The sequence below is a fragment of the Streptomyces sp. NBC_01803 genome (genome assembly GCF_035917415.1).
In the GTDB taxonomy this organism is placed as follows: Bacteria; Actinomycetota; Actinomycetes; order Streptomycetales; family Streptomycetaceae; genus Streptomyces.
In genome coordinates this window covers 1,044,423-1,065,443 of sequence record NZ_CP109073.1, presented here as the reverse complement: position 1 = coordinate 1,065,443, position 21,021 = coordinate 1,044,423, and the positions used below count along the sequence as shown (strand labels likewise).

The 21,021-nt window shown below is 72.1% G+C and carries 14 protein-coding genes; 6 read left to right on the top strand and 8 right to left on the bottom strand.

Going from position 1 to position 21,021, the window contains the following annotated elements:
• Positions 1–37: 37 nt before the first annotated feature.
• Positions 38–1,966, bottom strand: a complete 1,929-nt coding sequence (locus OIE51_RS04230) for an AMP-dependent synthetase/ligase (RefSeq protein WP_326595610.1) — start codon at positions 1,964–1,966, stop codon at positions 38–40.
• A 1-nt stretch (position 1,967) separates the two neighbouring features.
• Positions 1,968–3,278 carry an acetyl-CoA C-acetyltransferase gene (locus tag OIE51_RS04225; RefSeq protein WP_326595608.1) on the bottom strand — a complete coding sequence of 437 codons (1,311 nt, stop codon included), beginning with the start codon at positions 3,276–3,278 and terminating at the stop codon, positions 1,968–1,970.
• A gap of 91 nt (positions 3,279–3,369) precedes the next feature.
• Here OIE51_RS04225 and OIE51_RS04220 point away from each other — a divergent pair, with 91 nt between their 5' ends.
• Together OIE51_RS04220 and OIE51_RS04215 are read left to right on the top strand one after the other, a co-directional pair.
• A complete protein-coding gene (locus OIE51_RS04220; RefSeq protein WP_326595606.1) occupies positions 3,370–4,704 on the top strand; it encodes a 3-oxoacyl-ACP reductase in 1,335 nt (444 codons plus the stop codon).
• Positions 4,701–5,594: a MaoC family dehydratase gene (locus tag OIE51_RS04215; RefSeq protein ID WP_326595604.1), complete on the top strand. Its 894-nt coding sequence runs from the start codon at positions 4,701–4,703 to the stop codon at positions 5,592–5,594. Before OIE51_RS04220 ends, OIE51_RS04215 begins: the two co-directional genes overlap by 4 nt.
• A 34-nt stretch (positions 5,595–5,628) precedes the next feature.
• Here OIE51_RS04215 and OIE51_RS04210 read toward each other — a convergent pair whose 3' ends face one another.
• The gene (locus OIE51_RS04210) at positions 5,629–6,276 is read right to left on the bottom strand and encodes a TetR/AcrR family transcriptional regulator (protein WP_326595603.1); all 648 of its coding nucleotides are present in this window, start codon (positions 6,274–6,276) and stop codon (positions 5,629–5,631) included.
• 88 nt (positions 6,277–6,364) lie between these two features.
• Between OIE51_RS04210 and OIE51_RS04205 the strand changes: the two genes are divergently transcribed.
• Both OIE51_RS04205 and OIE51_RS04200 read left to right on the top strand, forming a co-directional pair.
• Positions 6,365–6,823 carry an SCP2 sterol-binding domain-containing protein gene (locus tag OIE51_RS04205; RefSeq protein ID WP_326595602.1) on the top strand — a complete coding sequence of 153 codons (459 nt, stop codon included), beginning with the start codon at positions 6,365–6,367 and terminating at the stop codon, positions 6,821–6,823.
• Between the two features lie 10 nt (positions 6,824–6,833).
• Entirely contained in the window at positions 6,834–8,048 is a 1,215-nt protein-coding gene (locus tag OIE51_RS04200) for an acyl-CoA dehydrogenase family protein (protein ID WP_326595601.1), read from the top strand.
• Between the two features lie 421 nt (positions 8,049–8,469).
• Here the strand turns inward: OIE51_RS04200 and OIE51_RS04195 are convergent, their stop codons facing one another.
• A complete protein-coding gene (locus OIE51_RS04195; RefSeq protein WP_326595600.1) occupies positions 8,470–8,799 on the bottom strand; it encodes a hypothetical protein in 330 nt (109 codons plus the stop codon).
• An 89-nt stretch (positions 8,800–8,888) separates the two neighbouring features.
• On the bottom strand, positions 8,889–9,698 hold the full coding sequence (locus tag OIE51_RS04190; protein WP_326595598.1) for an ArsR/SmtB family transcription factor: 810 nt from the start codon (positions 9,696–9,698) through the stop codon (positions 8,889–8,891).
• Positions 9,699–9,855: 157 nt separating this feature from the next.
• On the opposite strand from OIE51_RS04190, the gene OIE51_RS04185 reads away from it, so the two are divergent.
• Positions 9,856–10,137, top strand: coding sequence for a hypothetical protein (locus OIE51_RS04185; protein ID WP_326595597.1), 282 nt, complete (start codon positions 9,856–9,858; stop codon positions 10,135–10,137).
• Positions 10,138–10,593: 456 nt separating this feature from the next.
• On the opposite strand, the gene OIE51_RS04180 is transcribed toward OIE51_RS04185, so the two are convergent.
• The 3 genes from OIE51_RS04180 to OIE51_RS04170 all read right to left on the bottom strand — a co-directional run bounded on the left by OIE51_RS04180 (position 10,594) and on the right by OIE51_RS04170 (position 12,096).
• The gene (locus OIE51_RS04180) at positions 10,594–11,433 is read right to left on the bottom strand and encodes a TrmH family RNA methyltransferase (protein ID WP_326595596.1); all 840 of its coding nucleotides are present in this window, start codon (positions 11,431–11,433) and stop codon (positions 10,594–10,596) included.
• A gap of 74 nt (positions 11,434–11,507) precedes the next feature.
• A complete protein-coding gene (locus OIE51_RS04175; RefSeq protein WP_326595595.1) occupies positions 11,508–11,705 on the bottom strand; it encodes a hypothetical protein in 198 nt (65 codons plus the stop codon).
• Positions 11,706–11,853: 148 nt separating this feature from the next.
• A complete protein-coding gene (locus OIE51_RS04170; protein ID WP_326595593.1) occupies positions 11,854–12,096 on the bottom strand; it encodes a DUF2630 family protein in 243 nt (80 codons plus the stop codon).
• 1,101 nt (positions 12,097–13,197) lie between these two features.
• Here OIE51_RS04170 and OIE51_RS04165 point away from each other — a divergent pair.
• Entirely contained in the window at positions 13,198–21,000 is a 7,803-nt protein-coding gene (locus OIE51_RS04165) for an SDR family NAD(P)-dependent oxidoreductase (RefSeq protein ID WP_326595591.1), read from the top strand.
• Positions 21,001–21,021 lie beyond the last annotated feature (21 nt).

The window sequence follows — 21,021 nt, the reverse complement described above, 5'->3', positions numbered from 1 at the left end:
CCGGCCGGACGCCGCCTCGTCGGGGACGATCGGAGGGTCAGCCGCCGTACAGCTCCTCGATGTCCTTGGCGTACCGCTCGCCCACCGCCTTGCGCTTGACCTTCAGCGACGGGGTCAGCAGCCCGTTCTCCTCGGTGAAGTCGCCCTCCACCAGGATGAACTTGCGGATGGACTCGGCGCGCGAGACGGCCTCGTTCGCGTAGTCCACCGCCCGCTGCACGTCGGCCAGGAGCTGTTTGTCCTGCTTCAGCTCCTCGAACGGCGTGTCCAGCGGACGCTTGCGCACCGTCAGCCAGTGGTGCAGCGCGTCCGGCTCCAGCGCGATCAGCGCCGCGATGTACGCCTGCTTGTCGCCGACCACCATGCACTGCCCGACCGGGGGGCGGCTGCGCAGCCGGTCCTCCAGGACGGCGGGGGAGACGTTCTTGCCCCCGTTGGTGATGATGATGTCCTTCTTCCGGCCGGTGATCTTCAGATAGCCGTCGGTGTCCAGGGTGCCCAGGTCGCCGGTGGAGAACCAGGAGTCGGGGTCCAGGGCCTCCTTGGTGGCGGTCGGGTTGTTCCAGTACGCCCCGAAGACGGTGCCGCCCTTGATCAGCACCTCGCCGTCGTCCGCTATGCGGATCGACGCGCCGGGCAGCGGCTGGCCGACCGTGCCCGGCCGGGGGTCCAGCGGCGGGATCAGGGTGACGGCCGCCGTGGTCTCGGTGAGGCCGTAGCCCTCGTAGATCACGATGCCGCAGCCGAAGAAGAACAGGTTCAGCCGGGTGTCCAGCGGGGAGCCGCCGCTGATGGCGTACCGGACCTGGCCGCCGAGGGCGGCGCGAATCCTCCGGTACACCAGCAGGTCGTACAACCCCCGGGCGAGCGAGAGTCCCAGGCTCGGGCCGGGGCCGGTGCCGAGGTACTTGCGCAGTGCGGCCTCGCCGTACTTCACGGCGATCCGGTCGGCCCGCTCGAACGACGAGCCGCGGCCGATCTTCTCGGCCATGGCCCGTCCGGTGTCGTGGATCTTCTCGAAGAGATACGGCACACCGACCAGGAAGGTCGGCTTGAAGATGGCCAGTTCGGGCCGCAGGTCGTCCGGCTTGATGCTCGGGCAGTGGCCGATCTCGATGCGCCCGGACAGACAGGCGATCTGGATCGTCCGGCCCAGGATGTGGGCCAGCGGCAGGAACAGCAGCGTCGACGCGGCCTGCTTCGTGACCGTCTCGAACACCGGCTGGAGCAGCTCGACCACATTGGCGGACGAGGCGTGCAGGTTGGCGTGGGTGAGCACGCAGCCCTTGGGGCGGCCGGTGGTGCCCGAGGTGTAGACGAGGGTGGCGATGGTGTCCGGGTCGAGCGCGGTGCGCCGTTCGGTCACCTCCGCGTCGGCCACGTCCCGGCCGAGCGCGGTGAGCTGGGCCAGTGCCCCGTCGTCGATGCGCCACAGGCGCGGCTGCGGCAGGTCTCGGGCGACCTCCGCGATGGCCGTCTCGGCGGTGGCGGCGTGGTCGGCGGTCTCCACGACGATGAACGCCGTGCCGGAGTCCCGCAGGATCCACTCGATCTGCTCGGCGGAGGACGTCGCGTAGATCGGCACGGTCTGGCCGCCCGCCGCCCAGATCGCGAAGTCCAGCACCGCCCACTCGTAACAGGTGCGCGCCATCACGGCCACCCGCCCGCCGGGCACCAGACCCGCCGCGATCAGCCCCTTGGCCGCGTCCGTGACCTCCCGCGCGAACGCCGAGGCCGTCACCGGGACATAGCGGTCGCCGACCTTGCGCCGGATGACCACCGAACCGGGCGCCTCCGCCGCGTTGGTGAACGGGATGTCCGCGATGCTCCCCGAAGCCGGCGGAGTGACCAGCGGGGGGACACGCACCTCGCGCACCACACCGTTCTCGCTGATCACTTCCGGTCGGACGCGGGTGGACAGATCCCCGTGCTTCTTCGCCCTCTTGAGGTCCTGTCGAGCGCCCATGTCAGCTCCCCTGCTGGCTTTCGAGTATGGCGGTGACGCCGAGGCCGCCGGCGGCACAGATCGAGATGAGGCCCCGGACGGTCCCGCCACGCTCCCGCGCCTGCTGGTTGAGCAGCTTGGCCAGAGTGGCGACGATGCGCCCACCGGTCGCCGCGAAGGGGTGGCCGGTGGCGAGCGAGGAGCCGTTGATGTTGAGCCGGTCGCGGTCGATCGGGCCCAGTGGCTTTTCCAGGCCGAGGCGGCGCTCGCAGAAGCCGGGGTCGTCCCAGGCGGCGAGGGTGGCGAGGACCTGGGAGGCGAACGCCTCGTGGATCTCGTACAGGTCGAGGTCCTGGAGGGACAGCCCGGCGGCCTCCAGGAGCTTCGGCACGGCGAAGACCGGGGCGGTCAGCAGCCCGTCGGGGCCCTGGACGAAGTCCACACCCGCGGTGCGGGAGTAGGTGATGTAGGCCAGGACCGGCAGCCCGCGCTCGGCGGCCCACTCCTCGCTGGCCAGCAGCACGGTGGAGGCGCCGTCGGTGAGCGGCGTCGAGTTGCCCGCCGTCATGGTGGGGCTGGGGCCGTCGGTGCCGAAGACCGGCTTGAGCTTGGCCAGCTTCTCGACACTGCTCTCCGGGCGCAGGTTCTGGTCGCGCTCCAGGCCGCGGTAGGGGGTGATCAGGTCCTCGAAGAAGCCGCTCTGGTACGCGGCGGCCAGGCGCTGGTGGCTGGTGGCCGCCAGCACGTCCTGGTCCTCGCGTGAGATCCGCCACTCAGCGGCCGTGCGCGCCGCGTGCTCGCCCATCGAGAGCCCGGTCCTGGGCTCGGCGTTGCGCGGGATGTCGGGCTTCACGTGCCGGGGCCGGACACCGGAGAGGGCCTTGAGCCGCTGCGGCACGGACGTGCCCCGGCGGGCCTTCAGCAGGACCTTGCGCAGGTCGTCGTTGAGGGCCAGCGGCGCGTCGCTCGCCGTGTCGACGCCGCCCGCGACGCCCGCCTCGATCTGACCCAGGGCGATCTTGTTGGCGACGAGGATGACGGCTTCCAGACCCGTGCCGCACGCCTGCTGGATGTCGTAGGCGGGGGTGCGGTGGTCAAGTGCGCTGCCCAGGACGGTTTCCCGGGCGAGGTTGAAGTCCCTGGCGTGCTTGAGGACCGCACCGGCGACGAACTCCCCGAGGAGCTGACCGCGCAGTTCGAACCGGTCCACCAGGCCGGCCAGCGCGGCCGTGAGCATGTCCTGGTTGGACGCGGTCGCGTACGGCCCGTCAGAGCGGGCGAAGGGAATGCGGTTACCGCCGAGGATCGCCACACGGCGCCCGACCGCTGTCATGGCCGTCTCACTCTCTCCTTGTGGTCCTTGTGGTCCCGGACCGACTGATTTAACTTGCCAGTAGACTTACCCTTCAGTAAGGAGGAAATCAATGGCTGATAGGTACTTCACGTTCACCACTGGTCGTCCCGGGTCCTTCATCTCCAAGCGTCTGGGGCTGCCGCGCCCGACTGTGCTGACCCGGTACCGTCCAGGTCAGCCGGTGGCCAGGGGCCCTGTGGAGCTGGGCGCGGCGGACGGTGGCCGGCTGGCGAAGCGGCTGCGTGAGATTCTCGACTCGTGCGGCGCCACGGTCCAGGACCGTGCCGAACGGCCCGGCGCCCTGATCTTCGACGCGACCGGCGTCACCGACGCGAGCCAGCTCGAACAGCTCTACGAGTTCTTCCACCCCCGCATCCGCTCGGTGGCCTACTCGGGCCGCGTGCTCGTGCTCGGCACCCCGCACGAGCTGGCCGACAGCCCCCGTGAGGCGGCGGCCCAGCGCGCGTTGGAAGGATTCATCCGTTCGGTCGGCAAGGAGCTGCGGGGCGGCGCGACCGCGCACCTGGTCCTCGTCGCCCCCGGCGCGGAGGACTCGCTGGAGTCCACCGTCCGTTTCGTGCTGTCCGGCCGCTCGACCTACGTGTCCGGCCAGGTGCTGCGGGTGCGCCCGGAGCCGGCCGGCACGGTGGACGTGCCCGCCGACTGGGAGAAGCCGCTGGCCGGCAAGACCGCCATCGTCACCGGCGCCTCGCGCGGCATCGGCGAGACGGTCGCCCGGGTCCTGTCCCGCGACGGCGCCCGCGTGGTCTGCGTCGACGTCCCGGCCCAGGGCCAGGCGCTGCGTGACGTCGCCGGCAAGATCGGCGGCACCGCGCTGGAGCTGGACATCACCGCCGACGACGCCGTGGACCGGACCATCGCCCACCTGGAGACCGCGTACGGCGGCGGGGTGGACATCGTCGTGCACAACGCGGGCATCACCCGCGACAAGACGCTCGGCGGCATGGACACCGCCCGCTGGAACTCGGTGATGGCGGTCAACCTGATCGCCGTGGAGCGATTGACCGACGGCCTGCTGCCCGTCATACGCGACGGCGGCCGGATCATCTGCACCTCGTCCATCAGCGGCATCGCCGGCAACGTCGGCCAGACCAACTACGCGGCCAGCAAAGCCGGTCTGATCGGTCTGGTCGAGGCCCTGGCCCCGGCCGTGGCCGAGCGCGGCATCACCATCAACGCCATCGCGCCCGGCTTCATCGAGACCCAGATGACCGCCGCCATCCCGCTCTTCATCCGCGAGGCCGGCCGCCGTATGAACAGCCTCAACCAGGGCGGCGAGCCGGTGGACGTGGCCGAGGCCGTCTCCTACTTCGCCTCGCCCGGCACCGGCGCCGTCAGCGGCCAGGTCCTCCGGGTCTGCGGCCAGGCCCTGCTGGGAGCGTGACGAAGCCGATGTCGACCCCGGGCATGACCCATCTGTACGCCCGCGCGCTGCTCATACCCAAGCGCGGCGACGGCCAGGTTCCCGTGCGGCGGCTGCTGCTGCCCGACACGGTGGCCGACCCGGGCCTGCTGGCCCGGTACGCGGAGGTGTGCGGCTTCCGTCGCGGCGACCGGCTGCCGCCCACCTTCCCGCACATCGTCGCGTTCCCCTTGGCCATGGTGCTCATGACCAAGCGGGACTTCCCCTACCGGCTTCCCGGCCTGGTGCACATCGTCAACCGCGTCGAGCAACTGCGGCCCGTCGCCCCCGGGGAGGCCCTCAGCTACCGCGTCGAGGCCACCCAGCCGTCCCCGCACCCCAAGGGTGTGACGTTCGACATCCTCGCCGAGGCCGAGGACCGCGACGGCGCGGTGGTGTGGCGTTCGGTCAGCACGTTCCTGCGCCGCGGCGCGGGCGGGTCCGGGTCCGGGTCCGGCGCGGCCAACGGGTCCGCCGGGGCGGCGAAGCAGGGGCCCGAGGGCGGCGAGCTGCGCGAGGCGGTGGACGCTGACCTCAGCCAGGAGTGGTCCGTGCCCGCCGGGATCGGCCGCCGCTACGGCGCCGTCTCCGGCGACCGCAACCCGATCCACCTGCACCCGCTGGGCGCCCGCATGTTCGGCTTCCCGACGGCCATCGCGCACGGCATGTGGACGAAGGCCCGCAGCCTGGCCGCGCTGGAGGACGTGCTGCCGGACTCGTTCGCGGCGCAGGTCTGGTTCCGCGCCCCCGTCCAGCTCCCCGCCCGCGTGGCCTTCCGCGCGGGCGGAGCCGGTCCCGTCCGCCCGTTCGAGCTGAACTCGGCGGACGGGAAACGGCACCATCTGTACGGCCGCATCGAAAAGGTGCGGTAGCCCCCTTCCCCTCACTGATCCAGGAGAGAGCCGCTCACGTCTCCCGGGGTGGTGTCCACACCTCCCCGGTGAGCACGTTCCGCATCCCCACCCACATCATGTTCATCAGGCCGACCGTCATGCGCTCCGGCGACTGACCCGGATGGAGCTCCATCCACTCGGTCAGCGAATCCGCCGCGCCCACCAGGGCGTGCGCGACGAAATCGGCGTCCTGCGCCCCGAGGCCCGGACTTCCGCCACCCTCGCTGATGCCCTGACCGACAAGCCCGGCGACCACGGCCATGATCGAGCGCCGGGCTTCGGCCAGCTCGGCGGAGATCGCCTCGCTCTGGTCCGGCGCCTGCCGGTGCAGGACCAGCCAGGCGTCCCGGTGCTCGGCCACGAACGCGAAGAACGCCGTCAGTCCGGCCCACAGCCGCTGCTCGGGGGTGCCCCCCGCCTGCGCGGCGTCTCTGAACGTGGCCGCCAGCCGCTGGGACTCGCGCCGGATGCACGCGACGAACAGTCCTTCCTTCGAGCCGAGGTACAGGTACACCATTGGCTTGGAGATGCCGGCCAGCTCAGCGATCTCGTCCACGACCGCGGCGTGGTAGCCGCGTTTGGAGAAGACGTGGAGCGCGGCGTCGATAATCTCCTGTTCGCGGACGTTCCTGGGGAGTCGCCGTCTTCGTTTGTCGCTCACTCTTGCCAGCCTACCTAGGCGGTGCGTAACCTTACTCTTCAGTAAGTCTACTTCAGAGTAAGTCTCACAGTGAGGTGGGTGGCACGACATGGCCGACAGTCCCAACATCAGCGAGCTGGACTTCGCGAACGTCACGCCGAAGGAGTTCGCCCAGATCGTCAAGAAGCTCTCCAAGAAGGAGATCGCGGAGCTGGCCGCGGACAGCGGCGTGCGCGCGCGGGTCATCTCGGAGGTCTTCGGGCGCATGGAGAGCCAGTTCCGTCCCGAGGGCGCCGGCTCCCTGAAGGCCCTGATCCGCTGGGAGGTCACCGGGGACCCGGTCGTGGTCTACGAGACCGCCATCGCCGACGGTTCCGTGAAGGTGACCGAGGGCCGCTCCGACGCCGAGCCGCGCGTCACGCTCACCGCGAACGACGCCGACTTCCTCAAGCTGGTGTCGGGCAACGGCAGCCCCGTCGCGATGTTCATGACCCGCAAGCTCAAGGTCACCGGTGACATCGGCCTGGCCTCGGCCCTCCCCAAGCTGTTCGACATCCCGAAGGCGTGAGTATCCATCCATGAGCGGCTTTTCTCTCGACCTCACTGAAGATCAGCAGGACCTGCGGGACTGGGTGCACGGCTTCGCGGCCGATGTCGTGCGCCCCGCGGCGGCGGAATGGGACGAGCGGGAGGAGACTCCCTGGCCGGTCCTCCAGGAAGCGGCCAAGATCGGTCTCTACGGCTTCGAGTCTTTGGCCGAGCTGTTCGGTGACCCGACCGGTCTCTCTTTGCAGATCGCCAACGAGGAGCTGTTCTGGGGCGACGCCGGCATCGGCATGGCACTGTTCGGCACCTCGCTGGCCGTGGCCGGTATCTTCGCCTCCGGCACCCCGGACCAGATGGCCGAATGGGTCCCGCAGTGCTTCGGCGACGAGTCGGACGTGAAGGTGGCGGCGTTCTGCGTCTCCGAGCCCCAGGCGGGCTCGGACGTGTCCGCCATGCGCACCCGGGCCCGTTACGACGAGGCCAAGGACGAGTGGGTGCTCAGCGGGCAGAAGGCGTGGATCACCAACGGCGGCATCGCCAACATCCACGTCGTCGTCGCCTCCGTCGACCCCGAGCTCGGTGCGCGCGGCCAGGCCGCGTTCATCGTGCCGCCCAACACCCCGGGCCTGGTGGGCAACCGCAAGATCAAGAAGCTCGGCCTGCGTGCCTCGCACACCGCCGATGTCTTCCTGGACGACGTGCGGGTGCCCGGCGAGTGCCTGCTCGGCGGCAAGGAGAAGCTGGACGCCCGGCTGGCCCGGATCCGCGAGGGCAACACGGCCAAGGGCCAGGCGGCCATGGCGACGTTCGAGGTCTCCCGCCCGACGGTGGGCGCGCAGGCGCTCGGCATCGCGCGCGCGGCCTACGAATACGCCCTGGAGTACGCGGGCGAGCGCGAGGCGTTCGGCCGCCGGATCATCGAGAACCAGGCCATCGCCTTCACCCTGGCGGACATGCGCACCGAGATCGACGCGGTCCGGCTGCTGATCTGGCGCGCGGCGTGGATGGCGCGCAACGAGAAGCAGTTCACGGCGGGCGAGGGCTCGATGTCCAAGCTCCGCGCCGGTGAGCTGGCGGTCAGCGCCACCGAGAAGGCCATCCAGATCCTGGGCGGCGCCGGCTACAGCCGGGAGCACCCGGTGGAGCGCATGTACCGCGACAGCAAGATTTACACGATCTTCGAGGGCACGAGCGAGATCCAGCGCCTGGTGATCGCCCGCGCCATCTCCGGCCGCCACATCCGCTGACCCGGTAGCACCCGCAGAACTTTTGAGGAACGGCAGGGGAACGACCGAGTCGGCGTTCCCTCTGCCCGCCGCTGCCTCCCGCGAGCTGGTCACTCACGGGAGGCAGCGGGCATGTGTGCCTGGGGCCAGGGCCGTAGCCCGGGCCCGTCGGTCCGGGCGTCGCGTCAGGGCCCGCCGCGCGGGATGCGGTCGCCTCGGCCAGGACGTCCTTGACCAGCCCGGAGCTCGCGGCCACCCGGCCAGTGGCTCGAACGATCCGCTGTCGGCCTGATCACATCGCGGGCGCGGTCCTGGCGCGGTCCTGGCGCGGTCCTGGCGCGGTCCGGGCGCGGCCCGGCCGCCGGCCGTCGACGGTCTCCGCCCTCGGCCGTGTCGACCTTGTCCCCGTAGCGCTCCACCCACGCGGAGCTGATCAACGGGGTCAGCCAGTCGGGGGCACCTCGGCCCGGCACACCAGACACGTCTCGATCCGGCCCGCGTGGCCGACCACCACCCGCCGCACATCGGCCGGGTGGAGATCCGGCTCGCCGGGGCACCAGCACCCGGCGCGGTGCAGCACACCCCGCCGGGGCTCACCCGGCGGGGTCCGCGTCCACTGCACCCACCACCGGGGCCGGGCCCGTTCCGCCGCCGCGACCCGTTCCGCCTCGGTGATGGCCTCCCGGACCGCCCCGAGCTGGAGTTCCAGCCAGGTGGCCAGGGTGCGCAGACGCGGCAGGTCGGGCGGCAGGTCGGACGATTGCTCGCTCACACGTTCGATTTTATGCGCTCCCGCCGCGCTTCCTGCCGCCGGAGCCCTCGGGCGCGGAGCGGCCACGGCTCCGGCGGAGTAGCGCGCGGCTACGGGGTCGGGAGCGTCTCGCCCGTTTCGAGCAGCGTCTTGAGGCCGGACAGGACCGCGGGCCAGCCTCCGCTGATGCTCTCCAGCACGGTGCTACCAGGCTCGAAGCCGTCGTGGATCACGGTGAGCCGGACCGTCTCCCCGAGCGGTTCGATCTCGAAGGTCACCTTCGACCGGCGCTCGCCCGCCATCACCGTCAGGGCCTCTTCGGAGAAGCCGAACTTCTCGCCGAACTCCCGGGTGAACGTGTGCCAGGTGTACGACAGGCGGCGGCCCGGCTCGGCTTCGAGGACCACCTGCTCGGGGTCCGCGATGACCGCGCCGTCCTGCTCCCAGGTCACCGTCGAGCCGGCCGTCCAGTCCGACTCCAGGACGGCCCCCCAGTAGCGGCGGGTGAAGGCGGGGTCGGTCAGCGCCTGCCAGAGCCGCTCCGGGGTGGTCCTGATGTAGGTGGTGTAGACGAACTCGGGCTTGCTCATCGTGCTCATCTCGCTCATCGGTGGGTGCTCCAATGCCGTCTTCAGATCCGCGAGCGCGCTCGCCCGCGCGCGGTCGTACTGGTTGATCCAGCGCTCGGTGATGGCGTTGATCGGCACGGCGTTGAGGTAGTGCAGCTTCTCCCGGCCGCGCCGGACCGTGGTCACCAGGCCGGCCGCCTCCAGCACGGCCAGGTGCTTGCTGACCGACTGCCGGGCCATGTCCAGGCCCGCGCACAGCTCGCGCAGGGTCTGCCCGTCGCGGGCGTTCAGGCTGTCGAGCAGTCGGCGGCGGCTGGCGTCGGCCAGCGCCTTGAACACCTCGTCGTCCATCTCTCGCCCTCTCGGCTCGCGCCGTCGCCGTTCCGGATAGGCAGCCATTCGGCTGCCTGAAGAATGGCAGCCGGGCGGCTGCATGTTAACGCCTTCCCGTCACCTGCGATGGCCTGGGGGATTGCACGGAGTGACACCGTTGCGCCACGATGCGTGGATGAGCTTGACGACCGACGGCAGGGCGCCGGGACCCGTGCGGTTCTTCCTGGCCTGCGACCGGAGCGGCTGCGAGGAGCTGATCATGTTCGACATGGTCATCGCGGATCCGCCGCCGGACCGCGAGAAGGACCTGTTCGGCTATCTGCTCCACGAAGCCACGCACGCCGCCCCGCACATCAAGGAACTCGGCTGGATCTTCATCGAGGGCGGCGAGGGCTACTGGTGCCCGAAGTGCGCCACCCCCGCCTCACGCAGACCGCCGACCGACCCGGCCGGGTGACGGGGGCGGGGCGGACGTGCTGATCGTCGCCCCAGGGGACGACGGCGCTCACAGCGGTACCGTCCCGGGCGACACGCCGACCAGTTCCGCGTCCATGCGCTCGGTCGTCGCCGCCATGGTCGAAGACCGGGAAGCGGACGAGCAACAAGGGACCGGGCGTCATCCGTTCGGGGGAAGGAGGTGGGTTCCGGGCCGCAACCGGCTGTCCGGCAAGGAAAATGCCGTGCGTGCTGAAGAACGTACTCGTCACATCCCCTGCCGCCACTCACGGTCAGCCGCCCTGTGACCGGTGTGGCAGTCCGCTGTGGCCGGACATCACGGTGCAGGGACGCTCTCCGATGTGGGTGTGCCCCTCCTGCGCCACTCCCAAGGCCCGCTTTTGGCATTCCCACGAGGGCCAGCACTGCCCGCTCGGCTTCCCCTGGCCACTCCACGAGGACCCGGCCGGGCGCCTGTTCATCTGCTGCTGAGGGCGGCGGTGCCGGCCAGGCGTTGACGGGCCGTTTCGTACAGGACCACCGTGGCCGCGTTCGCCGCGTTGAGGGAGCTGGCCGAGCCCGTCATCGGGATGCGCACCAGCGTGTCGCACAACTCGCGCCAGGCCGTGCTCAGTCCGGTCGTCTCGTTGCCGATCAGCAGGAGGACCGGGCCGGTCAGGTCGAAGCCCGCGACATCCGTCGTGCCGGACTCGTCCGTGCCCACCACCGTGACCGGCACGCCGCGTTCGCGGGCGCCCGTCAGCCAGTCCGCCACCTCCCGGTGGCTCGGGACCCGCACCACCGGCAGCGCGAACAGCGAACCGGTGCTCGCCCGGACCGCCTTGGGGTCGTACACGTCCGCCGCGTGGCCCGTCACCACCAGGCCGTCGGCGCCGAAGGAGTCGGCGGAGCGGATGATCGTGCCGATGTTCCCCGGGCTGGTGGGGCGGTCGAACACGACGCCGAGGAAGCCCGGTCGGACCGGGATGCGGGCCAGGTCGTCCGGCGGCATCTCGGCGACGGCCACCAACTCCGGTGCGCCGTCGTCCTTCTCGCCCAGCTCGGCCAGCAACTCCGGGGCCATGGCGATCTTCTCGGCGGACACGTCCCGCAGCAGCCCGCCCGCCCAGCGCGTCGGGGAGCGGCTCGCGTCGAAGAGGAGGGCGCGGATCGGCCAGCCGTGCTCGACGGCCTGCGAGATCGGCCGCACGCCCTGGATCAGGAACTCGCCCGCCCGGTGCCGCTTGGTGCGGTTGGTGAGCTGGGCCTGCCACTGCTGGAAGCGGGCGTTGCGGGTCGTGATCCGCTGGTGAGCCACCCGTTCTCCCTGACCGATGATCGCCGTGCGCGGCGGTCGCACGCCTGTGCGCCGCCGGATGCCTGATCAGCAGGCTACCCGAGGGGCCGGTCCGTGCCCGCCGCGATCTCCTCGCCGCTGTCGCCCGCGATCCCCGCGCCGTTCCCGTCGGGAGCCGTCGGGGAGGAGGAGCCGGAGGCCGGCGTCCCGCCGCCGAGCGCCATGGCGCCGCCGAGCAGGGCGAGAGTCGCCGAGAAGCCGAGGGCGACGGCGGCGAGGGAACGGTCACGCATGGAGCACTCCAGAGGGTCGGACGCCGGACCCCGTGCCTGTCCGGACACCTGTTGCCTGTCCGGGGACGGCCCGGATCATGGCGTCGGCGGCCCGTTTTCCCTCTGACGGGGTACGTCGGCTGGCGCGGGGCTGACGCCGGCCCGGGCGTCAGCCCTCGTACCCCTCCACCTCGGGGGCCGGCCGGAGGGTCGCCTCGTCCGGGTTCCCGCCGAACTCGCTGCGCGCGCGGCGCTGGCGGAGCAGGTCCCAGCACTGGTCGAGGCTCACCTCGACCTCGATCAGCCGCGTCCGCTCCTCTTCCTTGAGCCCCTGGCCGACGGAGCGCTCGCGCAGGGCGCGCTCCTCGGTCACGAGCGTGTCGACACGGGCGAGGATGTCCTTGTCGTCCATGACGTCAGGCTAATCCCGGTTCCGGGGGGCTGCCATCGGGCGACGGGCGACGCTCGGACCGGACCCGGACGGAGGGGAAGCAGTGACCAGCACCCTCATCCGCGGCGGCACGGTCGTCACCGCGGCGTCGGTCGTCCCGTTCCCACGGGACCGCAGGCCGGAGCTGAACGACGGACTTGTCCGGGATATGGACTGACAACGTCAACCTGACGTTGAGTGAGTTCATCCGATAGGGACGCGAAGTGCGCAGGTGGAACGTTCCTGCTGGGTGTTAACCAGACACGTTGGGCTTCGTGTCAACGTGCGTAGTCGCCCTGCCGTCGCGTGCGCTTTGTGCGTACGTGGTGGCTGCGGTCTGTGTTCCTGCGATTTCGCTTTTGTATGCCGGTAATAAACCCCGGGAAGTAGCTTGTCTGAAAAGCAGCAACGGCCGCTGTCCGTGGCACGCCGATTGCGTTGTGATACTTCCAGGCATGGGTCAAGGGGCGGCGCGTGCCGGCTACGTCCTGGCAGGGCCGCCATCAAGTCGTTGAAGGAGTCGTAGGGAGCCTCCCTGCGGGTCACCCGCGGAGAGCGCACGTTGAAAGGCAGACCATGACCGAGGTTGGGCCGATGACCGCCGATCCGGCGCACGGGGAGGCTCCTCTCCTCCCGGGCCGTCATCTCCCGGACCGTCACCTCCCGGACCGTGAGTCTCGGGGCCGCGAGTCTCCGGGCCGTGCCCCCCGGGGCCGCGGTCTCTGGCACCACAGTCTCCGGCACCACACTCTTCCGGACTCTCCAGTCCCCGGCCGGCCATCGGCGCCGGCCTACCGCCCCGGCGGCGCCCGCCGAGGCGGTCCCTCGCCTTCGTCCGCCGTCAGCATCGCCATCTGACCGTTTCCGGCCGCACCCGGATCACCGCGGCCGACGCGCGACACCGCGCGTCCGCCCGTTCCGCAACAGCGCCCGCCGAGGCCCCCGCCCGGCGAGGCCCCGCCCGGCGAGGCCGCCGCGGGGGATCCGACGTGCCGAATCCCACCCCGACCGATCACCTGAGCGCCGCGTGCGCAGCCCCCCACATCGTTTGACGGTTATCTGATGGGTTGTTGGAGCACTTACATGAGCGAAAACGCGATCGCCGTCGTCGGCTCGGCCCACGGCCATCCCGAAGCCGCGGGCATCGACGCCGAGTTCTTCGGACTCCCGGCGGACGGGACCCTCCCACCCGATCCCCGTCAAGATCTGCTGCTGGAGCTCCTGTGGCGGGCCGTGGAGAACGCCGGGCTGGTGCCCGCCGCCTCCCCGGCGGCCCGCGTGGGTGTCCACCTCGACGCGCTCGACCCCAGCCGGCGGCGGGCCGTCCTCGCTCTCCTCCCACCCGGCTCCACCGTCGACGGCGACCATCCGTCGCGCCGCGCGGCCCTCGACGCCGCCTGCCGGGCACTGCGGAGCGGCGATATCGCGTGGGCGCTCGTCGGGGGCTCCGCGGGCGGCGACCACGCGGACGCCGCCGAGGTCGTCGTGCTCAAGCCGCTGCGCCGGGCCGTCGCGGACGGGGATGTGGTGTGGCGGGTGCTGACCGGCGAACCGGTCGCCGATGACGCCGATGACGCCGATGACGCCGATGACGCCGAACTCGCCGATGAAGCATACGTGTTCGGCGCCGCGTCGCCGCCCGCTCCCGAGGCGACCGAGGCGGCCGAGAGGGCCGGGGAGGCCGGCGTCGCGGCGGCGGCCGACGCGGATGTCCCGCTGCCGTGGATCGTCACCGCCGGGACGCCCGACGCCCTGCGCGCCCAGGCACGGCGGCTCCGCGCCCACGTCACCGCCCACCCGGCCGCCACGCCCGCCGACATCGGCCTCTCGCTGGCCACCACCCGGACCCGTTTCCCCCACCGCGCCGTCGTCATCGGCACTGGCCGGGACGAGCTGCTGGCCGGCCTCGACGCCGCGGCGCACAGTGGTTTCGCCCCGAACGTGGTGCGCGGCGTGAGTCCGGGCACGGGCACGGGCACGGGCCGGAGCACGGGCCCGGACGCGGCGGGGGGCGGCGTCGCGTTCGTCTTCTCCGGGGCCGGCGGTCAGTGGCCGGGCATGGGAGCCGGACTCCTCGAATCCTCCCCGGTGTTCCGCGGTCTGGTCGAGGAATGCGAGCAGGCCCTGACTCCGTTCGTCGACTGGTCCCTCACCGATGTCCTGCGCGGCACCTCCGGCGCGCCGCCGCTGACGGCCGAAGACGTCGTGCAGCCCGCGCTGTTCGGCCTTCAGGTGGCCCTCGCGGGAACGCTGTGCGCGTACGGGGTGCGGCCCGCCGCGGTGGCCGGCCACAGCGGCGGCGAGATCGCCGCCGCCCACGTGGCCGGCGCCCTGACCCTCGCCGACGCCGCGCGCGTCGTGGCCCTTTGGAGTCAGGCGCAGGCCACTCTCGCCGGCCGGGGCGGCATGGTCACGGTCGCCGCCTCCGCCGACGAGGTGCAGGCCCGGCTGGGCCGTTGGCACGGACGGCTCGCCCTCGCCGTGGTCAACGGGCCCGCCGCCGTGATCGTTTCGGGCGACGGGGACGCCGCCGACGAGCTGGTCACCGAGCTGAAGGCCGACGGCTACCGGGTCCGCCGCATCGCCGTCAGCCTCGCCGCGCACTCCCCGCACATCGCTCGCATCCGCGACCGCCTGCTGGCCGACCTCGCCCCCGTGCGGCCGGTCACCGCCCGCGTTCCCCTCTACAGTTCCGCCATCGGCGGCCCGATCGACGGCTGCGAACTCACCGCCGACCGTTGGTACCGCACGCTCCGCGATCCGGTGCTGTTCGACCGGCTCACGGGCGCCCTGCTGGCGGACGGGCACGGCACGCTCGTCGAGATCGGCCCGCACCCGGTGCTGACCGCCGCCATGCAGGACACCGCGACGGCCGCCGGGCGTTCGGCCCACGCGATCGGCACCCTGCGCCGTGGCCAGGACGGGACGGAACGGCTGCTGACCGCCCTCGCCGAGGCGCACGTGCTCGGCGCCGATGTGGACTGGTCCCCGGCGTTCGCCGGCACGGGCGCCCGCCGCGTCCCGCTGCCCGGCTACGCCTTCCGGCGTCGCCGGGCGGAGACGGCCGTCGAAGAGTCGTTCCGGGACCGCCTCGCCGCGCTGCCCGAGGCCGAACGGGACGCCGTGGCCTACTCGTTGGTCCTCGATGTGACCGCTGGTCTGCTGGCCGGCGGTGGTGGTGGCGGTGGTGGCGGGGGTGGCCGTGGCGACCGTGACCGGCTGGGTGACGGGCGTACGTTCCGCGCCCTGGGCCTCGACTCCGTGACCGCCGTCGAGCTGCGTAACCGCCTCGCCCAGGCGACCGGTCTGGCTTTCCCGCCCACCGTCGTCTTCGACCACCCCACCCCGGGCGCCCTCGCCCGCCGCATCGTCGCCGAGGCGTTCGGGTGGTACGACGACGCGGCCTTGGCCGGGCTCGGGCTCGGGGCCGGGACCGGGACCGGGACCGGGAGAGTACGGGGGGTGGCGTCGGACGAGCCGATCGCGATCGTCGCGATGAGCTGCCGCCTGCCGGGCGGGGTCCGTTCGCCGGAGGACCTGTGGCGCATCGTCGCGGACGGCGTTGACGTGGTGGGTCCGTTGCCGGCTGATCGTGGTTGGGATGTGGCGGGGCTGTATGACGCTGATCCGGCGGCTTCGGGTCGGTATTACCAGCGTGAGGCGGGGTTGTTGGGGGAGGTGGCCGGTTTCGACGCGGAGTTTTTCGGGATTTCGCCGCGTGAGGCGTTGGCGATGGATCCGCAGCAGCGGTTGTTGCTGGAGACGGCGTGGGAGGTGTTCGAGCGGGCGGGCATCGACCCGGGGGCCGTGCGCGGCAGCGGCACCGGCACGTTCGTCGGGGCCATGGCTGCCGACTACGGACCCCGACTGCACGAGGCGGCGGCCGAGTTGGAGGGCTACCTACTTACGGGCAACGCCGCCAGTGTCGCGTCCGGCCGCCTCGCCTACACGTTCGGGCTGGAGGGTCCGGCCGTCACCGTCGATACGGCGTGCTCGTCGTCACTGGTCGCGCTGCACCTGGCCGTTCAGGCGTTGCGCGGCGGTGAATGCGGGCTCGCGCTGGCCGGGGGCGCGACCGTCATGCCCACGCCCGGGATGCTCGTGGAGTTCAGCCGGCAGCGGGCCCTGGCCCCGGATGGCAGGTGCAAGGCGTTTTCGGCGGCGGCGGACGGCTTCGGACTGGCCGAGGGCGTGGGGATGTTGCTGCTGGAGCGGCTGTCCGATGCCCGGCGTAATGGGCATCGGGTGCTGGCGGTGGTGCGTGGGACGGCGATCAACCAGGATGGCGCGTCGAACGGGCTCACCGCGCCCAGTGGACCGGCGCAGGAGCGTGTTATCCGGTCGGCGTTGGCGAATGCCGGGTTGTCGGCGGCGGATGTGGATGTGGTGGAGGCGCATGGCACGGGTACCCGGCTGGGTGATCCGATCGAGGCGCAGGCGCTGCTCGCCACGTATGGGCGGGAGCGGTCCGCCGAACGGCCGTTGTGGCTGGGGTCGTTGAAGTCGAACATCGGGCACGCCCAGGCCGCCGCCGGGGTCGCGGGAGTCATCAAGACGGTCCTCGCGCTGCGGCACGGAGTGCTTCCCCGGTCCCTTCACGTCAACGAGCCGTCGCCGCACGTCGATTGGTCGGTGGGTGGGGTGCGGCTGCTGACGGAGTCGGTGCCTTGGCTGTCGGAGGGGCGTCCGCGTCGGGCGGGGGTGTCGTCGTTCGGGATCAGTGGGACCAACGCCCATGCGGTGATTGAGCAGGCGCCGGTTGCGGATGTGGTGGGGCCGGTGGTGGGGGGCGTTCCGCGGTTGCTGGATCCGGTGGTTGTGCCGTTGGTGGTGTCGGCTCGTTCGGTGGAGGCGTTGGGGGAGCTGGCGGGTCGGGTGGCGGGGGTGCTGGAGGGTGATCCGGTCGGGGTGGCGCGGGGGTTGGTGACGTCGCGGGCGATGTTCGAGCACCGGGCCGTGGTCGTTGGCACCGACCGCGACGAACTCGCGGACGCTCTGCGCGCGTTGGCGGATGGTCGGCCGGCTCCCGATACGGCTCTGGGCACCGCGCGCCCCGGCGTTCGCCCCGTCTTTGTCTTTCCCGGTCAGGGTTCGCAGTGGGCGGGGATGGCGGTGGGGTTGCTGGATTCGTCGGCGTTGTTCCGGGAGTGGATGGCGGCGTGTGAGGCGGCGTTGGCTCCGTATGTGGGGTGGTCGCTGGAGGGTGTGCTGCGGGGGGTTGCGGGTGCGCCGGTGCTGGATGCGGCTGAGGTGGTGCAGCCGGTGTTGTGGGCGGTGATGGTGTCGCTGGCCGAGGTGTGGCGTGCCGCGGGTGTGGTGCCGGCGGCGGTGGTGGGGCATTCGCAGGGTGAGATCGCGGCGGCTTGTGTGGCGGGTGCGTTGTCGTTGGAGGACGGGGCGCGGGTGGTGGCGTTGCGCAGTCGTCTGCTGGCGCGGGTGGCGGGGCGTGGGGGGATGGCGTCGGTGGCCGCGTCTGAGGCGGATGTGCGGGTGCGTGTGGCGGGTTGGGGTGGGCGGTTGGGTGTGGCGGCGGTGAATGGTCCGGCGTCGGTGGTGGTGTCGGGTGACGCGGACGCGCTGGAGGATTTCCTCGCGGTGTGTGAGGGGGATGGTCTGCGGGTGCGGCGGGTTCCTGTGGATTACGCCTCCCACAGCCCCCACGTCGAAGAAATCGAAGCCGAGTTGATCACGGCCCTCGGCACCATCAGTCCACGGTCACCGCGGGTGCCGTTCCGTTCCACGGTGATCGACGGCATGACCGATACCCCGTTGGACGCCGCCTACTGGTACCAGAACTTGCGGCGGACCGTGCGGTTCGAGGAGGTGGCGCGCCGTCTGCTGGACGAGGGCCACTCGGTGTTCGTGGAGGTCAGTCCGCATCCGGTGCTGACGGTCGGCCTCCAGGAGACGTTCGAGGCCGCCGGGGCGGAGAGCGCGAGGGCGGTGGCGACGCTGCGGCGCGGGGAGGGCGGTGCGAAACGGTTCCTGCTCTCCCTCGGTGAGGCCCACACGGCCGGGGCCGACGTCGACTGGCCCGCGCTGATGACCGGCTGGCCGGCCCAGCCCGTCGACCTGCCCACCTACCCCTTCCAACGCCGCCACTACTGGCTGGCCGCGACCCCGGCTCACGATCCCGCCGGGATCGGCCTCCGGCGCACCGGCCACCCGCTGTTGGCAGCGGCCATCCCGCTGCCGGACGGCGCCGGCACGGTGTGGACCGGACGTCTCTCGCTGACCGACCACCCCTGGCTGGCCGACCACCGGGTGAAGGGCACGGTCGTCGTTCCCGGCACCGCCTACCTCGACCTCGCCCTGCGCGCCGCCGAGGACCTGGGGTGCGACCGGGTCGAGGAACTCGCCCTGTCGGCGCCGCTGGTGCTCACCGAGGGCGCCGCCCATCACGTTCAGGTGAGCGTCGGCGCGGCCGACACGTCCGGACGGCGGCCGGTGCGGATCGACTCCCGCCCTGACGGCGCCACCACGGCCGAGCCGTGGACCAACCACGCGTCCGGAACGCTGACTCCGGCGGCGGCCGACACCGCACCGGACGAGGCGGACCCGGAGCCCGGAGCGTGGCCGCCGCCCGGCGCGCGGCCCGTTCCTGTGAACGACTGCTACGCCCACCACATCGCCCTGGGCATCGACTACGGCCCCGCGTTCCAGTGCCTGCGTGGGCTGTGGCAGGGCGACGGCGAGGTGTTCGCCGAGGTGGCGCTGGACGAGGGCACGGACGCGGCCGGGTTCGGCGTCCATCCCGCGTTGCTGGACGCCGCGTTGCACGGCATCGCCATCGGCGGCCTGCTGCCGGACACCGGCCGGGGACGCATGCTGTTCTCGTGGACCGGCGCCCGGTTCCTGGTGTCCGGGACGACCGATGCGGGCGGTCCGGCCACACTCCGTATAAGGCTTTCCCGTCGCGCGGACGACGCGGTCTCCCTGGACGCCACCGACACGGCCGGACGGCCGGTCGTCCGCGTGGAGTCCCTGGGCCTGCGGCCGTTGCCGGCCGATATCGGGATGGGGCAGACCGCCGTCGCGCACCGCGTCGCCTGGACCGCCGTTCCCGTGTCCGGCCCGGCCTCCGGTGAGCGCGTCGAACGGTACGACGACCTGGCCGCGTTGACCACCGCCCTCGACTCCGGCGCCGCACCGCCCGAGGTGGTCGTCATTCCCCTGCCCCCGGGTGGGAACGACGCGCCGCACGCGCACGCCGCGACCGCGCACGCCCTGGCACTGCTGCGGGCCTGGCTCGCCGACGAACGGCTCGCCGCCTCCCGGCTGGTGCTCGCCACCCGTGGCGCGGTCGCCGCCGCGCCCGGCGAGCGGCCGACCGACCTCGCCCAGGCCGCCGTATGGGGGCTGGTGCGGTCGGCGCAGTCGGAGCACCCGGGGCGGTTCGTGCTGGTGGACTGGGACGGCGGCGACACCGCGTGGGCCGCGCTGCCGGGCCATCTGGCGGGTGACGAACCGCAGATGGCGCTCCGGCGGGACACCGCGTTAGTCCCGCGCCTGGAGCGCGTCCCGGCGGCGGAGGGCCCGGCCGGCCCGGAGCGGAGCGTGCCCGTCGAGGGCACCATCCTGATCACCGGCGGCACGGGCGGTCTTGGTGCCCTCGTGGCACGGCACTTGGTGACCGAGCACGGCGCGCGGCGCCTGCTGCTGGTCAGCCGGCGTGGCCCGGACGCCCAAGGCGCCATCGAGCTGCGCGCCGAACTCGCCGCCCACGGCGCCGACATCACCATCGCCGCCTGTGACACCGCCGACCGCGACGCCCTGGCCCGGCTCCTCGCCGCACACCCCCCGGCGGCCGTCGTCCACACCGCCGGACTGCGCGACGACGGCGTCATCGAGGCACTCACCCCCGCGCGGCTGTCGCACGTGCTGACCCCCAAGGTCGACGCCACGCTCCACCTCTACGAGCTCACCCGACACCTCGACCTCGCCGCCTTCATCCTCTTCTCCTCGTCCGCCGCGACCTTCACCAACGGCGGCCAGGGCAACTACTCCGCCGCCAATGCCTACCTGGACGCGGCGGCACAGCGCTGGCGCGCGGACGGCCTGCCCGTCACGTCGATCGCCTGGGGCCTGTGGAACGGCCTCGGCATGGCCACCCAACTGCACGCCGCCGACGTGGCCCGCCTCGCGCAGTCCGGCATGGCACCCTTCGACGCGGCGGAAGGACTGGCGCTGTTCGACGCGGCCTGGACCTCCGCCGAGGCCGTGACCGTCGCGGCCCGTTTCACGACTGCCGCCGCCGGAGCGGCCGTTCCGCCGATCCTCCGCGATGTCGTCCGCACGTCGTCCGCGCCGCGTGCCGCGCGTGCCGCGCGCGGCGGACCCGGCGACGCGGTCGCCCTCCGGCAGTGGCTGGCCGGACTCGCCCAGCCCAAGCAGGAACGGGTCCTGCTCGACCTCGTCCGCACCCACGCCGCCGCGGTCCTGGGCTTCACCGGCCCTCAACGAGTCCCGCGAGACGGGGAGTTCAAGGCCGCAGGCTTCGACTCGCTGATGTCGGTCGAGCTGCGCAACCGCCTCGGCACGGCGACCGGGCTGCGGCTGCCCGCGACGCTCATGTTCGACTGCCCGACCCCGGTCGCGGTGGCCGAGCGGCTGCGCACCCAACTCGCGCCACCGGAACCGGACCAGGACCGGTCCCCGGCGCCGACCGTACCAACCGCCGTATTCAACGAGATCGACCGGCTGGAATCCGTCCTCGACGGCATCGGAGCCGACGACACCGCCGTGCTCCACCGCGTCCGTGCCCGCCTGCGCACCGTCCTGGCCAGGCTCGACGGGGACACGGAGGACGACGCCGATCAGCGGCTCGACACGGCGACCATCGACGACATCTTCGACCTGGTGGATCAGGAACTCGAAGCCCAGTGAGCGTTCCGAGGGTGGGTACAC

What these genes read in the sequence shown, in the direction of transcription:
- OIE51_RS04220 (WP_326595606.1), top strand. Translation starts at nt 3,370, where the DNA reads ATGGCTGATAGGTACTTCACGTTCACCACTGGTCGTCCCGGGTCCTTC.
- OIE51_RS04230 (WP_326595610.1), bottom strand. Translation starts at nt 1,966, where the DNA reads ATGGGCGCTCGACAGGACCTCAAGAGGGCGAAGAAGCACGGGGATCTG.
- OIE51_RS04200 (WP_326595601.1), top strand. Translation starts at nt 6,834, where the DNA reads ATGAGCGGCTTTTCTCTCGACCTCACTGAAGATCAGCAGGACCTGCGG.
- OIE51_RS04225 (WP_326595608.1), bottom strand. Translation starts at nt 3,278, where the DNA reads ATGACAGCGGTCGGGCGCCGTGTGGCGATCCTCGGCGGTAACCGCATT.
- OIE51_RS04185 (WP_326595597.1), top strand. Translation starts at nt 9,856, where the DNA reads ATGAGCTTGACGACCGACGGCAGGGCGCCGGGACCCGTGCGGTTCTTC.
- OIE51_RS04190 (WP_326595598.1), bottom strand. Translation starts at nt 9,698, where the DNA reads ATGGACGACGAGGTGTTCAAGGCGCTGGCCGACGCCAGCCGCCGCCGA.
- OIE51_RS04175 (WP_326595595.1), bottom strand. Translation starts at nt 11,705, where the DNA reads ATGCGTGACCGTTCCCTCGCCGCCGTCGCCCTCGGCTTCTCGGCGACT.
- OIE51_RS04170 (WP_326595593.1), bottom strand. Translation starts at nt 12,096, where the DNA reads ATGGACGACAAGGACATCCTCGCCCGTGTCGACACGCTCGTGACCGAG.
- OIE51_RS04205 (WP_326595602.1), top strand. Translation starts at nt 6,365, where the DNA reads ATGGCCGACAGTCCCAACATCAGCGAGCTGGACTTCGCGAACGTCACG.
- OIE51_RS04165 (WP_326595591.1), top strand. Translation starts at nt 13,198, where the DNA reads ATGAGCGAAAACGCGATCGCCGTCGTCGGCTCGGCCCACGGCCATCCC.